This is a genomic window from Tenacibaculum profundicola, assembly GCF_057220795.1.
The window spans coordinates 977,530-993,718 of sequence record NZ_CM170137.1 but is presented as its reverse complement, the minus strand read 5'-3'; the positions used below and the strand labels follow the sequence as shown (position 1 = coordinate 993,718).

At 33.1% G+C, this 16,189-nt stretch carries 11 protein-coding genes; 7 read left to right on the top strand and 4 right to left on the bottom strand.

All coding sequences use genetic code 11. The features are described from left to right. Positions 1 to 100 precede the first annotated feature (100 nt). The 3 genes from AC2TDS_RS04145 to AC2TDS_RS04135 all read right to left on the bottom strand — a co-directional run bounded on the left by AC2TDS_RS04145 (position 101) and on the right by AC2TDS_RS04135 (position 4,698). Complete coding sequence (locus AC2TDS_RS04145; RefSeq protein WP_484737861.1) at positions 101 to 3,028, bottom strand: TonB-dependent receptor plug domain-containing protein; 2,928 nt, start codon at positions 3,026 to 3,028, stop codon at positions 101 to 103. Between the two features lie 17 nt (positions 3,029 to 3,045). Next, positions 3,046 to 4,047 carry a FecR family protein gene (locus AC2TDS_RS04140; protein WP_484737860.1) on the bottom strand — a complete coding sequence of 334 codons (1,002 nt, stop codon included), beginning with the start codon at positions 4,045 to 4,047 and terminating at the stop codon, positions 3,046 to 3,048. A gap of 87 nt (positions 4,048 to 4,134) precedes the next feature. After that, a complete protein-coding gene (locus tag AC2TDS_RS04135; RefSeq protein WP_484737859.1) occupies positions 4,135 to 4,698 on the bottom strand; it encodes an RNA polymerase sigma factor in 564 nt (187 codons plus the stop codon). A 153-nt stretch (positions 4,699 to 4,851) separates the two neighbouring features. Between AC2TDS_RS04135 and ychF the strand changes: the two genes are divergently transcribed. Beyond that, a complete protein-coding gene (ychF, locus tag AC2TDS_RS04130) occupies positions 4,852 to 5,943 on the top strand; it encodes a redox-regulated ATPase YchF (protein WP_484737858.1) in 1,092 nt (363 codons plus the stop codon). Positions 5,944 to 6,045: 102 nt separating this feature from the next. Beyond that, positions 6,046 to 6,717 carry a DUF2461 domain-containing protein gene (locus AC2TDS_RS04125; protein ID WP_484737857.1) on the top strand — a complete coding sequence of 224 codons (672 nt, stop codon included), beginning with the start codon at positions 6,046 to 6,048 and terminating at the stop codon, positions 6,715 to 6,717. 261 nt (positions 6,718 to 6,978) lie between these two features. On the opposite strand, the gene AC2TDS_RS04120 is transcribed toward AC2TDS_RS04125, so the two are convergent. Then, on the bottom strand, positions 6,979 to 8,310 hold the full coding sequence (locus AC2TDS_RS04120) for an MATE family efflux transporter (protein WP_484737856.1): 1,332 nt from the start codon (positions 8,308 to 8,310) through the stop codon (positions 6,979 to 6,981). A gap of 108 nt (positions 8,311 to 8,418) precedes the next feature. On the opposite strand from AC2TDS_RS04120, the gene AC2TDS_RS04115 reads away from it, so the two are divergent. From AC2TDS_RS04115 to AC2TDS_RS04095, 5 genes are all read left to right on the top strand, one after another. Further along, entirely contained in the window at positions 8,419 to 8,811 is a 393-nt protein-coding gene (locus AC2TDS_RS04115) for an acyl-CoA thioesterase (RefSeq protein WP_484737855.1), read from the top strand. A gap of 30 nt (positions 8,812 to 8,841) precedes the next feature. Further along, positions 8,842 to 9,960 carry a DEAD/DEAH box helicase gene (locus AC2TDS_RS04110; protein WP_484737854.1) on the top strand — a complete coding sequence of 373 codons (1,119 nt, stop codon included), beginning with the start codon at positions 8,842 to 8,844 and terminating at the stop codon, positions 9,958 to 9,960. 1 nt (position 9,961) lies between these two features. Next, positions 9,962 to 10,597, top strand: a complete 636-nt coding sequence (locus AC2TDS_RS04105; RefSeq protein WP_484737853.1) for a trimeric intracellular cation channel family protein — start codon at positions 9,962 to 9,964, stop codon at positions 10,595 to 10,597. A 249-nt stretch (positions 10,598 to 10,846) separates the two neighbouring features. Next, on the top strand, positions 10,847 to 15,178 hold the full coding sequence (locus AC2TDS_RS04100; RefSeq protein WP_484737852.1) for a glycosyl hydrolase family 18 protein: 4,332 nt from the start codon (positions 10,847 to 10,849) through the stop codon (positions 15,176 to 15,178). A 213-nt stretch (positions 15,179 to 15,391) separates the two neighbouring features. Then, positions 15,392 to 15,943, top strand: a complete 552-nt coding sequence (locus tag AC2TDS_RS04095; protein WP_484737851.1) for a LysM peptidoglycan-binding domain-containing protein — start codon at positions 15,392 to 15,394, stop codon at positions 15,941 to 15,943. Positions 15,944 to 16,189: the final 246 nt, after the last annotated feature.

Below are 16,189 nucleotides of genomic sequence, written 5' to 3'. Positions count from 1 at the left end.
TTTTGGATAGTAATTGTTATTTTAATATAATATTAACAATTGCCTTATACTATTACTAAAGTTTCATTTAACTTTTATATACTCTAAATTTTTTAAAAAATTAAAATGTGATTAACAATTTGGAGTAGTAAAAAGAGCCATTACTACCCATTTGAACAGCATCCCACAAGCCTCCACTATCAGTGTTTCCGCCTTGTTCAGTAGGATAGGTGTTAAACAAATTATTAACGCCAATTTGGAATGAAAAATTATTAGAAAGTTTATATGAAAAGTGAGAGTCTAGTGTAAATTTGGAACTATAGTTATCAATAGCAGCGTTAAATCTTTCTTCGGTTGAGTCATTGAATTCACTTAAAGGAGCGTTTATTTGCCAGTCCATTAATTGGAGACTGCTATATTTTGTTAACGTATTACTGAATGAAAAACGATCGTTAGAATAGATCATATTCAATATAAGCTTGTATTTAGGAGCCGAGGCAAGTAAAAAATATTGTTCACGAGTTCCAAAAAAAATTTCTGAATCTAATCCTCTATTTTTGATGTCAGTAATTTTCATTTTATTTAGATTGCCTAAGAAATTAACAGACAAGGTTGAATTGGAGATTTTTTTGTGCCAGTTAATTCTGAAATCTAGACCATATGTTGACGTATTTACACCATTGGCGAAAAATTGTACTTTTTGAACATTTGAATTTAAACTAGAGGCATCGAAATTACCACTCAGTATAATTCTATCTTTAATGAAAATATGATAAGAATCAATAGAGAATTTTAAGTTGTTTTCTAATGAATGATTTAGACCTATACTATAATTTAAGGCTTTTTCTTCACGTAATTGTTTAATGCCAAATTGTTGAGTGATTGGATTGTTATTTGCTATTAAATAGGACTCTACAGGCTGTTTATCTATGTAGTTGGTGAATTTTAAGTTATAGTAGATTTGTGCTAAAGAAGGAGCTCTAAAGCCAGTACTAAAAGAGGTTCTTAAATCTGTTTTTGAGGAGATTTTAAATTTAGAAGCAAGTTTGGTATTTATGGTACTTCCGAAATCACTGTAGTTTTCATATCGAAAAGCAGTTGCTAAAATCCATTTTTCAGAAAAATCAATTTCACCATCAAAATATAAGCTAAAACTAATTCTGTTTCTGTCTACCTCATTGATGGGAGCGTACCCAGGAAATCCTTGAGATCCTCCGGGTCTAATTTCATCATTAAATACAGGGATGTCATTCATTGGAGTATTATTGGTAACTACGTTTCCGTTTATATCATACGATTCGTACGACCCTTGTTCTCCAGAAAAAATCGTATAATTTTCTATCCTGTTTTCAAGTCCAAAAGCAATATTAAGTCCTTTTAAAACAGAAGAAAAATAATTTGAAAAATCTATATTCGTGGTATTTTGACTTAAACTATGACCACCTGCATCAAACTCCTTTGGTGATTTTTCAAGTAAAGTAGCGTTTAAGGTTTTCTTGATAAAATAATGAAAAAAGTTTTTTCCATACGTATTACTGAAATCAACATTCCATCCTTTAAAATTTCCTTTGAGACCTAATGTAAAAGATTTATCGGATATATTAGACGTTATTAATGGGTTGAAACCGTCAGGATAAATTTCTAGTACGTTTCGTTCACTCATGGCAGGCCTGGTAAATGCAAACGCTTTTGTGTTTTTAAAACTATATCCACCGTTTGTGTATATCTTCATTGATGGAGAAACAGGGATCTCAGAATTAAAGAAAAGTGAGCTACTACTTGATGAAGCATCACCATATTGTTCTCGTATATCAGTACCTCTTCTGAAGGTATGTCCTTTGGTTAGAAATTCTGCAGATAAGTTAATAAAACCGTTTTTATAGATTGACGTTCCATAATTAATATCGGCTTTATAAGTAATTCCATCAATTCCTTTTCTGTCCTTATTGGTATTATTATTGGCATTAGAAAAACCAAAGGTAGAATTAACGTTCGTTTCGTTCGCAGAATCTTTTAAAACAATGTTTATAACACCAGCGATAGCGTCCGAACCATATTGCGCAGAAGCACCATCTTTTAGAACTTCTATCCTTTTAATTGCCGAAGTAGGAATTGCATTCAAATCGGTACCTGAGTTTCCTCGACCTCTGGTTCCATACAAATTAATCAAAGAGGCTTGATGTCTTCTTTTACCATTAATTAAAACTAAAGTTTGATCTGGACCTAGACCTCTATATGTTGCAGGAACAATATGGTCTGCACCATCGGAACCCGATTGTTTTGTAGCATTAAAAGAAGGTATTTCATTTTGAATAAATTCATTTACTTCTAAAAAATCACTCTTTTTGGCAACGTCGGTTGTTTCAATGATGTCTGTAGATACAGGAGAATCTACTTTTTTTCTTTTGTTATTTCTTGATCCAACAATCAATATTTCATCGAGTTGAACTCCTGATGTTAAAACTACTTTCATAAATGAATTTTTGGGTTCAATAATCTCCGTTTTGTAACCTACGTGCGTAAAAGTTAGGAGGTTGTTTTCTAGTAGTTTTAATTCAAAAGTACCATCATTTTTAGTTATGGTTCCATTAGTGGTATTGTTTTCAAGAATGTTTACTTTGTCGATGGGCTGATAATATTGATCTAGGGCAATTCCTCGAATAGTAATTCTTTCGTCTTTCACAGTATAAACACTGTCGTTTGATACTTGATATTGATGGTTAAATAAATCGTTAGTACGGTGTTTATTTTTATCAAACGAATAGATAACGTAATAATTATTTCCTAAATACTCAATGTTATAAGGAGTGATTTTTTTTAATAAATCGATTGATTGATCAAGGTTCAACCCATTAAAAGAAGTAATGTTGACTTTTTGATCTTTTATGGTTACGGGGTTATACGTGAAAAAAATCTTATGGTTATCGCTTAAGATACTTAAGGCTTTAGAAAGAGATAAGTGTTCGTCAGTTTGCGAAAAAATATTTTTAGTGTAACAAAAGAACACAAACAAAAGCACAAAATGTAAGATTGTATTCTTTTTGGTCATTAAAAAAGATAGTTTAATTAGTTTTTATAAACGACTAATTTACTGTTTTCTTTTTTAATGGTGATGTTGGCAGACTTTTTTATTGCCTTTAAACAGATATCTAAGTTCGTTGTAGGAACGGTTCCTGTAATTAGGATATTCTTGGCATCAGGGTGTTTGTATGAAAAATTAACGCCGTAAGTATCTGATACTTTGTTTAGTGATTGTTCTAAAGTGAAATTATTAAAAACTAATTTCCCGTTTTTCCATGCTATTTGTTCTTCATTAGAAATTAAATTTTCATCAATAAGAATTTTTTTGTCTTCTGATGAATATTCAATATAACTACCAGGACTCATTTTTTTCGATTTCCCGTTGTTTAAGGTTAACCATATGTTTCCTTCCTCTAAATAGACTTTTGTTTTTTGTCGTCGAGTATTAACATTAAATTCAGTTCCGTATACTTCAACGATTAAATCATCAGTATTAACCCAAAATTTAGCATGTGTGGCTTCCTCTTTGTTTACCTTAAAGTAAGCTTCTCCCTTTAACCAAATTTTTCTAACATCATTCTTTTTATAAGAAACACTCGAGTTTGAGTTCACTGTAACCAGTGTTCCGTCTTTTAGTTTTAAATTTAAAATTTCACCATATGCTGTTTTATGGGTAACATATGAATCATCTAGATAATTGAATAAAACAAAAGATATAAATAATAAAATACTTGCGGCTGCTACGATTTTTCCAACTATATCATTTTTGAAAAAATCTACAATATTTTTTTTATGTTGTGTGGTAACTATTTTTGACTCAAGTTTAGCCCATTCTAGTTCCAGTTTTTCATCAGAAACTGGTGTTTTTTTGAAATTAATTCCTAACAATATATCACGAGCTTCATAAGCCATGTCTTTTCTTAAGGGGTTGTTTTTTAACCAAAAATCCCAAAAAGAAACATCCGACAATTGACTGTTGAAAACCCAGTTTTTAAATGAGCTATCATTCAAAAAATCATGGATTGTATTATACGTCTTTTTAGCCATCAGAATAAAATCATACTTAGGTATATAACTACATAAGTATGTAACTTTTTATATATACCCCTTTTCGTACTGCAAATTTATGAATTATCAATTTAATAGTTGTAATACAGCTACATCTTCTCGTAAACTTTTAATCGCTTTATGAAGAGTGTTGACTACACTTTGGTAATTTATGTCCATGGTTTCGGCAATTTCAGATGCTTTTAAATTACAATGAAATTTTAAATAAATAACCTCTCTTTGCCTTTTAGGGAGTTCATTAACCAGTTTGGCAAGGTTTTTATTTCTAAAAGTAGTTGATTCTTGATGGGTTATAAATTCGTCTGGAGTAAAATTAATATCAACTATATTTTTATCGATATTCCTAATGATAGAATATTTTTGAAGCTTATTTATTTTTTTTATAATAAACCTTCTGTAGGATGAAAACAAATAGGGCGCTATAGAATTTAAATCGCTTAGGTTTTCTTTGTGTTCATAGATATATACAAAAAAATCTTGTAAAGAATCATCTGTAATAGCTACGTCTCTTGAAATCTTTAACCCATAGCTACGAAGCCCAGGATAAAACTTTTTAAAAAGAACGGAAAAAGCTTTTACATCACCTTCCTTTAATGACTTCCATAAAATCTCATCAGATAAATAATTCATTAATCATTAGTTAATTCTCGCCTAAAGTAATAAAAAATAATTAAAACATAAAAAACTGTTAATATCATTTATTTTGTTATTGAGATATTTAATTAAAAAAAAAGAAGTAATGTGCTATATTTGCACTCGCAAAAAATATCAATAAATATTATAATGAAAGCAGGAATTGTAGGATTACCAAATGTAGGAAAATCAACATTATTTAATTGTTTGTCGAATGCAAAAGCACAAAGTGCTAACTTTCCTTTTTGTACTATTGAACCTAATTTAGGAGTCGTAAATGTACCTGATGTAAGGTTAGAAAAATTAGAAGAATTGGTTAACCCTGAGAGAGTAATCCCTGCAACGGTAGAGATTGTTGATATTGCAGGATTAGTAAGAGGCGCAAGTAAAGGTGAAGGATTAGGAAATCAATTTTTGGCAAATATTCGTGAAACCGATGCTATTTTACATGTATTGCGCTGTTTCGATAATGATAATATTGTGCACGTAGATGGTTCTGTTGATCCTATTAGAGATAAGGAAACAATTGATATAGAACTTCAGTTAAAAGACCTTGAAACAGTTGAAAAAAGCTTAGAAAAGGTGAAACGAACGGCTAAAACTGGTAACAAAGAAGCTCAAAAAGAGCTAGAAGTGTTAGAAAAAATACAAGAGGCTCTATTGACAGGTAAATCTATTAGAACGCTGGAGTTTGCCGAAAAGGAAGAAGAATTTGTTAAGTCAATGCATTTCATTACAGCAAAACCAGTGATGTATATCTGTAATGTAGATGAATCTTCAGCAAAAGAAGGAAATGCGTACGTAGATAAGGTAAAAGAAAACATAAAAGATGAAGATGCTGAAATAATTGTTTTAGCAGTAGCTACTGAAGCTGATATTGCTGAGTTAGAAGATTATGAAGAACGTCAAATGTTTTTGGCAGATATAGGTTTGGAAGAACCCGGAGTATCACGTTTAATTCGTTCAGCATATACACTATTAAATTTACAAACCTATTTTACTGCTGGGGTAAAAGAGGTAAGGGCATGGACAGTTTTGGTAGGGGCAACAGCACCGCAAGCAGCCGCTGTGATACATACTGATTTTGAAAAAGGGTTTATACGTGCAGAAGTTATTAGTTATGATGATTATGTAACCTATGGTTCAGAAGTTAAAGTAAAAGAATCAGGAAAGATGAGGGTAGAAGGAAAGGAGTATATTGTTGCTGATGGTGATGTTATGCATTTTAGATTTAACGTATAACTTATAATTAGATATAGAAACTATCATATAGATATTTAAGAAAACTCTATTGAACTTATTTCATTAGAGTTTTTTTGTACTTTTAAACCAAAATTTTCTACGATGCAATTTGATGAGACTAGTTTTCAATTTTTAAAGGACTTAAAAGAAAACAATACTAGAGACTGGTTTGCCGAGCATAAAAAAGAATACACAAATGCTCAAAATAACGCGAAATCTTTATATGCTTCTATAAGAGAACGACTAGAGGAGCACGACGATATCGATAAGTTTAAATTATTTAGAATTTATAGGGATGTCCGTTTTAGCAAAGATAAAACACCGTACCAACCACATTTTGCGGGGTCTTTTTCAAGGAAAGGAGTGCACCTTAGAGGGGGGTACTATTTACGGATTAGGCCGGGAGAAAGTTTTTTAGCGGGGGGCTTTTGGCAGCCTAATAAAGAAGATTTATTTCGTATCCGAAAAGAATTTGAAATTGACGATAGTGAAATTAGAGAGATTTTAGCTGAAGAGAATTTCGTGAATTATTTTGGAGCTAAATTAGACGGATCGGAATTGAAAACTGCACCGAAAGGGTTTGATAAAGAACATGTAGCAATTGATTTAATACGAAAAAAAGGATTTATTGCGATTCGAAACTTTACAGATAAAGAAGTGTTGTCGGAAAACTTCTTGAACGAAATTAATAAATCGTATTTAGCACTTCGTCCATTTTTTAATTATATGAGTGATGTTTTAACAACCAACTTAAACGGTGAATCAATAGTTTAAAATTTAATAGTCAAAGAATTGAGCTATTTTTTATTCTGACCTAATCTAAGTGTATCGTCAACTACAAGTTCAATACCATTAACAAACGAGACACTATTGTAAGCTGAGGATGAACGATATTTATTATACCAGTAAATTCATATGGTAAATGGTATTACGTCATAACTTTTATATGAAAGACTTATATAGCTTGTTCAACCACTTCGTTTTGCTTGAAATGATCGCTTCAAATCACAAAGTAAAATTCAAAGAAAAAAAAGGTTAGGTGCTTAAATTAAGTTTAACTTCTTTTTGCAAGACGATAAAAGTAACAAGAGTCGATAAAATATCGGCTATAGGAAAAGAGAACCATATACCATTTACACCGTAATATTTTGGTAATATGTATACTAAGGGTAACAAGAAAACTCCTTGTTTTAATAACGCTAGTAATAGGGCAGGCATTGATTTTCCTATTGCTTGAAAATAGGCAGATCCGATAAGTTGTGTTGTAATTAGAGGGGTTGCCATAAAACATATGATCAACGCTTTACTAGTTAGGGAAATCATTTTTTTATCATTGGTAAATATCTGAACCAATTCAGAAGAAAAACTTAAGACGATCATAAAAAGAAATGTAGCTATTCCAGTACCAAATAAGATAGATTTCTTTATTGTTTCTTTGACTCTTTTAGGGTCATTAGCACCGTAATTGTAGCCAGCAATTGGCAAGAACCCTTGAGTAACCCCTAAAACAGGAAATAAAGCGAACATCATAATCCTATTGATAATTCCATATATAGAAATAGAAATGGTACATCCGTATTTAAATAGACTATAATTCAAAACAATAATTAAAATACTAATGGCACCTTGACGAATAATTGTGATGCCCCCCAGTGAAACTATTTCTTTTATTACAGATAATTTAATAAGCACATATGTACGTTTAATTTTCAATATATTATTCTTAAATAATAGGCAGAAAAGAACAAAAACACCACTTACAATGAATGAAATAGTGGTAGCTAAACCGGCTCCATACATTCCTAAGTTAAAAAACTTAATGAACACTATATCAAGAGAAATATTTACGATTGCTGAAAGAATTAAGGTAAACATAGCGACGTTTGGTTTTCCTATAGCTCTTAGAATAGGATTGCCCATCATTGCAAACGTTAAAAAGGGTACTCCCCAAATGATAACGTTAAAATAGTCTGTAGCTGGACTTAGAATAGCCCCTTTAGCTCCGAAAAGTTCTAATAAGGGAATACCGAGTAATATTCCTACAAAAACGAATAAAACGGATATACTTATGGTTAAGAATAGTTGATTTACAAATACCAAGGACGCTTTCGAATTGTTTTTTTTACCTAGTGACCTCGAGATAATAGAACTTCCTCCGATACCAATCCCCATTCCTACTGATGATATAAAAAAAGCTATAGGAAGTACTACGGTAATAGCAGCAATGGCTAAAACACCTATCCATTTACCTACAAATATAGTGTCTATAATCATATTTAGAGACATCGCCAAAATACCTATGGAAGCAGGAACTGCCTGTTTAAGGATGAGAGAGTTTATGTTTTCTACCCCGAATTTGTTGGTCATATTATTAATTTTAGAGTTGAAATTTCAAGATCTCTTTTTGTTTAGTATTAAACAAATACGATTGATAGTTTTATGTAATAATTAACATGATTTACGTAAGTTTGTTAAATGAATGTTTATGAAAAGAGACGTATTGTTCAACGAAATGAAATAGATGAATATGATCATGTAAACAATGTGGTGTATGTACAATGGGTCCATGAGGTTGCCGATGAACACTGGAAGTTACTAATCAAAAATATGGCTAAGCCAGATTATGTTTGGTTTGTTGTACGGCATGAAATTGATTATAAAGGGCAGGCTAAGCTAGGAGATGAGATAACTATTAAAACATGGGTAGGAAAAACAGCGGGTGTAAAATCGGAAAGACATGTTGAGATATGCAGAGGGAATATGTTGCTGGTAAAATCGAAAACAATATTTTGTTTGATAGATGGCGAAACTTCAAAACCTAAAAGAATTACAGAAGAGATTATTAATTTATTATTACCTGAAAAATAAGCAATACCTTTGTGCCTTTAAAGGTTATATATGACAACATTTCTATCATTAGGAGTTAAAAAGGAGTTTGTAAAAGGATTAAAAGAATTAGGTATTGAAACCCCTACAGAGGTTCAGAGCGAGGTGATACCTTACCTTTTAGAAAACAATGCTGACTTTATTGGGTTAGCGCAAACAGGTACAGGTAAAACGGCGGCTTATGGTTTACCAATTCTTCATAAAACAGATGCTTCTAAAAATCACGTTCAAGTGCTAATATTGTCTCCAACAAGAGAGTTGGTGCAACAAATAAAAAAGCAGTTATTTAAATACACTAAGTATGTTGAGCAAAAAATATTTATAGAGGCGGTTTATGGAGGTGAAAAAATAGAAAGACAAATTAAAAACCTGCAAAGAACAACGCATATTATCGTAGCCACTCCGGGACGTTTATTAGATTTAATAGAAAGAGGTGCTGTAAGTTTAAATCAACTTGAAACCTTGGTACTAGATGAGGCAGATGAGATGTTAAGTATGGGGTTTAAAGAGGAGTTAAATCGCATATTGAAATATACATCAGGTAAACGAAAAACATGGTTGTTTTCAGCAACAATGCCCGAAGAAATAAGAAGCATTGTAAAAAAGTATATGAGTTCTTCTGCCAAACAAGTTGAAATCGATAGAAATACGCTAGTAAATGCCAATATAATTCATCAGTATACGGTAACAACTATTCCTGAAAAAATAGAGAAGATTGTAGGGTTTCTTGAGACGAAACAAGAGGAAAGAGGAATTGTTTTTGCTAGAACAAAAGCAGGAGCTCAAAAACTGGCAAAATTATTACAGGAAGAAGGATTTTCTGCCGAAGCTCTCGAAGGTGATATGCAACAAAAGGAACGTGATAAGGTGATGCGCGCATTCAAGAATGAAAATATTCAAGTATTAGTATCTACTGATGTTGCAGCCAGAGGAATTGATGTACACAATTTATCGTTTGTAATTCATCATCAGTTACCCGAAAAATTAACCTATTATACCCATCGAAGTGGTAGAACAGCTAGAGCTGGAAAAAGAGGAGTATCTTTAGCATTAATTATTGGGCAGGAAAGGCCCCGAATTGTAGAAATAGAGAAATCATTAAATATTAAATTTTCAGAATTAACGGTATAGTATGAGCGTAATTTATGCCATCGATATGATAGGTACGTTTGCCTTTGCAATTAGTGGAGCACTAGTTGCTATAAAAAAAGAGTTTGACGTATTTGGAGTTATAATTATTGCTTTTGTAACTGCTGTAGGCGGTGGTATGTTACGAGATATTTTAATTGATGCGCATCCAATCAACTGGATTGGTGATATTAATTATATCTGGACGATTTTAACAGCTGTAACAATTACATTTTTATGTAAAACTAAAATAGCCCCACTTCGTAAAACCATGTTTTTATTTGATACCATTGGTATTAGCGTTTTTACATTATTAGGACTAAAAAAAGGATTGAGCTTTGATCTTCATCCTTTTGTGGCTTTGGTAATGGGTATGGTTTCAGCTGTTTTTGGTGGGGTAATAAGAGATGTCTTAACAAGAAAGATTCCTTTGATATTTAAAAAAGAAATCTATGCTTCAGCGTGCTTATCTGGAGGTCTTGTATATCTCATCTTAGGTGAGTTTGCAATAAATGAAGATTTAAACTTTGTCATTTCAACTGTTGTGATTGTTTTTGTTAGAACGTATTCAGTGATCAACAAGTATGAGCTTCCCAAAATAAAACGAGACCTGTTTTCAATTCATAAAAATAGCCAATAAACTATGGTTACGATAATTTCAAATTGATATACTGTTTTTTTTATTCTTTAATGAAAAAACACACTTCTTAAGAAAGTTTTAATAAGGAGAAAACTGTTTTAAGTTGTTGGTTTTATGTTGTTTGTCGATTTTTTTTTAAGTATGGGTGAATAATTCACACATTGAAAGAAACAACAAAAACAGTAATATTTTATGAAACCCTTCTCAATTTTTATCCGAAAGAGGATACTAATAGTATTCTTCTTCTTCATGAGTACATTTATGTTCACCCAAGTCAATACGGGCGGAACAGCAACAACTTCAAATCATCAAAAACAAGTTATTGGTTATATAACCAATTGGGATGCCTGGAAAAACAATACGGCTGGAGTGCCTGGAGCAGGAGCACTTACCCATTTGAACATTGACTATGCAAAGTATACTATTTTAAATTATTCGTTCTTTGGAGTAGCGAGTGATGGGTCGCTGCACAGTGGTGATCATAGGAACAAAAATATTTATCAAAGTGGTGCTTCTCAAGATCCAGCAGATATCTTTTTTACGGATGTTTACAGTAGCTGGGATATGCACATATTATTTGGAGAAATAGATCCTGTTCAATATATTAATCAAGAGGTGAAAACACGTGCTGAAGCACAGGGTTTTGAGGTAGAGTTAAATGGAACTTCTTGGACCCATCCAACATGGGGGTTGAGTGGAAGTCTTCCTTTGCCATTACATAAAGAATCGGGTGCCCCCGGACTGTTAGAATTAGCACACCAAAAGGGAGTAAAAGTAATGGCGTCTATTGGTGGTTGGAGTATGTGTAAGCATTTTCCTGAAATGGCCGCAGACCCCGTGAAAAAAGCAAAATTTATTGAAGATTGTAAAAAATTAATAGCGACAGGATTTGATGGAATTGATTTAGACTGGGAGTATCCAGGGCCTTATTCAGGGATGAATTTTACCGGAACTGAAGCTGATTTTGCCAATTTTGAAATCTTGGTAGAGGAAATTAGAGCAGCTATTGGCCCCGATAAATTAATTACAGCAGCCATGTCAGCAGATCCAAGAAAATTAAATGGTTACAATTGGACCAGATTGGCAAGTAGTATGGATTATTTTAACATGATGACTTACGATATGAACGGTGGATGGTCAAATATTGCAGGTCATAATGCACCAGTTTATCCTTATTCAGGAGCTGAAGTTTCGTTTTTTAATTGGCAATCTACACTACAAAAATTATTAGAAAAAGGTGTTCCTGCAAACAAAATTTGCATGGGAGCTCCTTTCTATGGCAGAGGTGTAATTACTGAAGCTAATGCAGATTTGAATGTTAAAACAGTAAAACGTTCGGAAACAGTCCAACCAGACGGTCCAATAACAACTGCTGCGGATTATACCAACTGGCCCAAAGAGGTGTATGATGGAACTCCTAATTATTTTTATATCAAACAAAAAGCATTATCAGTGAATAGTGGCTGGACAAGAAAATGGGATAATGAAGCAAAAGTTCCTTATTTGGTCAAAGAAAACTATTTTTTAAGTTATGATGATGAAGAGTCTATAGCTATCAAGGCACAATTTATAAACGACAATAACCTTGCAGGTACCATTGTTTGGACTGTTTTTGGAGATCTTGAACTGGGAGGTACGGTAACGTCTTTTGGAAGTAAATTAAAACGATGGTCTAATGTAAAATCACCTTTAGTAAATAAGATAAACGAAATTTTTGCGAATAGTGGGGTAGGAGAAAATACGCCGCCAATTGTTAATATAATCACTCCTGCTAATAATGCCGTTTTTACAACAGGAGATACCATTACGATAACCGTAAACGCCACTGATAATGATGGTAGCGTTACTAAAATAGAATTTTATAATGGAACCACAAAGTTAGGGGAGGATGTAACAGCTCCATATTCTTATGTTATTTCAAATGCGATTGAGGGTAGTTACAACCTAACAGCCAAAGCTACGGATAATGAGAGTGCAACAACCGTATCTTCAGTTGTTGTTATATCTGTAAACGACGGAACGTCGAATATTCCACCGAAGGCAGTTATAGTTTCTCCAAACAATAGTGATACTTTTATAGAAGGAGAGGTAATAACAATTACTGCCAATGCATCTGATGATGATGGCACGGTTACCAAAGTTGAGTTTTTCAATGGTTCAACAAAATTAGAGGAAGACACTACAAGTCCGTATACCTATGCTTGGAGTAATGTTGCTGCAGGGAATTATTCACTGACAGTAAAAGTAACGGATGATCAAAATGAAAGTACAACATCTACACCTGTAACCATTGAAGTAATTAAAGATTCAGTTGATGTTTGTAATGAGTTTCCTGAATGGTCATCTATTGATGTGTATCTCAAAGATAGTGACGTAAAATTCAATAATATTCATTACAGAGCTAATTGGTGGACCAGAAATCAAAATCCGGAAACAAATAGTGGTCTGTATCAAGTTTGGCAGCGAATAGGCAAATGCGGAGGTTCTACTGACCCGAATCAATCACCAGAAGTACGTATGCTTTCACCGGCTAATAATGCCAATTTTAATAAAGGTGAATCTATAGAAATTGCTGTAGATGCAACAGATAGTGATGGTGTTATTGCTAAAGTTGAATTCTTTAATGGGGCAATCAAATTAGGAGAAGATATCACAAGTCCATATACGTATACGATTGTAAATGCTGATGAAGGAACTTACGCGTTATCAGCAAAAGCAACTGATGATAAAGGAGCTTCAAGCGTATCAACTGTTGTTGAGGTTCTGGTTACTGACGGTACTACAGGAGGAGATTGCGGAGGAGTTTCTCAATATACTTCGGGAGCATCGTATGGTCAAGATGAAGAGGTTCAGAATGAAGGAGAGAAATTTAAATGCAATGTGTCAGGGTGGTGTTCATCATCTGCTGATTGGGCGTATGCTCCAGGAACAGGAGCACATTGGCAAGATGCGTGGACAAAAACAGGAAGTTGCGATAGTGGGAGTGGAGGAACTTCACCTGTCGTTAATATCATATCGCCAACGAACGGATCTAGGTTTACGAAAGGCAGTTCTATTGTTATAAATGCGACAGCAACAGATGATGAAATGGTTTCTAAAGTTGAATTTTTTGATGGAGCCATAAAGTTAGGAGAAGACACGGTTAGTCCTTATACATTTATGATTTCAAATGCACAGTCTGAAAGGTATTCATTAACTGCGGTTGCAACGGATAATAAGAATAACCAAACAACCTCTGAAGTAGTACTAATTAGAGAAAGAATACCTGGAAATAGTGATGTTCCAGATAAAGTTTTAGTTGGTTATTGGCACAATTTTGATAATGGTTCAACGACCCCTAAATTAAATGAAGTGTCTGCCGATTGGGATGTAATTTGCGTGGCCTTTGCAGAACCGAAAAGAGGAAGTAATGCAGACATGGAATTTTTTCCATATGAAATTTATGGTGCTAATACGGAAGACTTTATAAACGATGTTACTACTCTAAAAAGCCAAGGGAAAAAGGTGTTGATTTCCATTGGAGGGGCCAATGCCAGAGTAGAGTTGAATAGCAATTCAGAAAAGGAGTTATTCATAAGTTCTATGACCAATATTATCAATACATATGGTTTCGATGGAATGGATATTGATTTAGAAGGAAGTTCTCTTTCTTTAAACAGTGGAGATACTGATTTTAGAAATCCTACAACCCCTAAGATTGTAAATCTTATTGCGGCAACAAAGTCAATTAGAAATAATGTAGGCGCCAATCAATTTGTGCTGAGCATGGCTCCTGAAACGGCCTATGTTCAGGGGGCTTATGGAAGTTATACCGGAGTTTTCGGAGCGTATTTACCTGTTGTTCATGCCTTACGGGATGAGATGAATTATATCCATGTTCAACATTATAACACCGGCTCTATGTATGGTGGTGATGGGAAAATATATCAGCCAGCTACGGCAGATTTTCATGTTGCGATGTCGGAAATGCTAATTACTGGATTCCCAGTAGCACAAACAGGGGGCATATTCCCAGGTTTAAGAGCGGATCAAGTAGCTATTGGATTACCATCAACATCACAAGCTGCAGGTAGTGGTTATACTTCTGAAGTAGTGGTACAACAAGCACTAAATTATTTAATTAAAGGAGTTTCTTACCCAGGCAGAACCTATACAACCAGTGCAACTTATCCTAGTTTTAGAGGGTTGATGACTTGGTCTATAAATTGGGATTTGGTTAATAAATCAACATTTTCCTCAAGCCATAGAGGATATTTAGATGAATTAGGGAATCAAGCGAGGAACGCTGTGAAAGAAGAGGAAACACTTGACGTAAATAACACGCTTAAAGTGTATCCTAATCCAGTAGTTGAAAAGCTAACGTTAGCACACCATGACAATGCCAATTTAGCAAAAGGGACTTATACAGAAGCAACATTTCATATAATGAATAGTAAGGGGATGAAAGTACATACTACGCATATCCATTTGATTGAAAAGACAACTAGCCTTGATGTAAGTTTTTTGAAAAGCGGATTGTATTTCTATTCACTGGAGAATAATACCCAAAGATACATAGGGAAATTTGTGAAAGTAGACTAAAAAGTAACTCGTTCTCATTTATAGTAAAATCCCATATAGCCAATTTGTCTATGTGGGGTTTTTGGTTTGCACCAGTTATTGTTTGGATTTACTGTAAAAGAAAATGAGTATTTTTATTGCATAATTTTAATTTGTAAATGGTTTGTGAAAAGGATTAGGCAATTCTAATATTTTAAAGATTGGTATATTTGAAAGAGAATAAAGAAATACATTATGAGTAGAATTTTTCTAGTAATATTACTAATGGTTATTGGTAGTAATTCAATATACAGTCAATCTAAAAAAATACCAGATGGTTGGGATACAATAGTATTAGATGGAAAAACAGCATATATGAATCTGGTAACAGGAGAGGTTTCAAAAAAGATGCCTGATAAACCAGCCGCAAAACCTGAAGAGAAGATAGAGTTTGACCCTACAATAACCCATAAAGTAGAAGAGGGAGAAACATTGAGTATAATTGCAAGAAAATATGGATTAGAGCTTAGTAGATTGTATCAATTGAATAGCTTAGTGAATTTTGATGTTATTGAAGAAGGCGAAGAAATTGTTATAGGATACGCACAGTCAGCACAGGAGAAAAAGAATTATTTTAATCAAAAGATAAAACAAGGTAATGAAGAGAAAGGTTATCATATTGTTGGTTCAGGAGATACCTTGTTTAATATTGCACAGCGTTATGGTTTGACTGTTAATCAACTAAAAGAGGCAAATGATTTAGAGAGTAATGTGATTTATGTCGGACAACGATTGTCCGTAAAGTAAAAATCTTAAAGTACTGTTAAATTGAAATAGTAAATGTAACTATGAACGTAATTGATCGTCATATTAATAGATTACTTTTTAAAAAAGTAGATGGTTAGTTAGTTTTTAATAGTTGATTGAGAAAGGCTCAAGAATAATTCTTGAGCCTTTTTATGTATGCTATACTCTTCTGATGTTAATTGAACGATCATAATTTTTTATGGTAAATGGTGATCTATTGGTAAAACACAAGCATGACTACAAGAA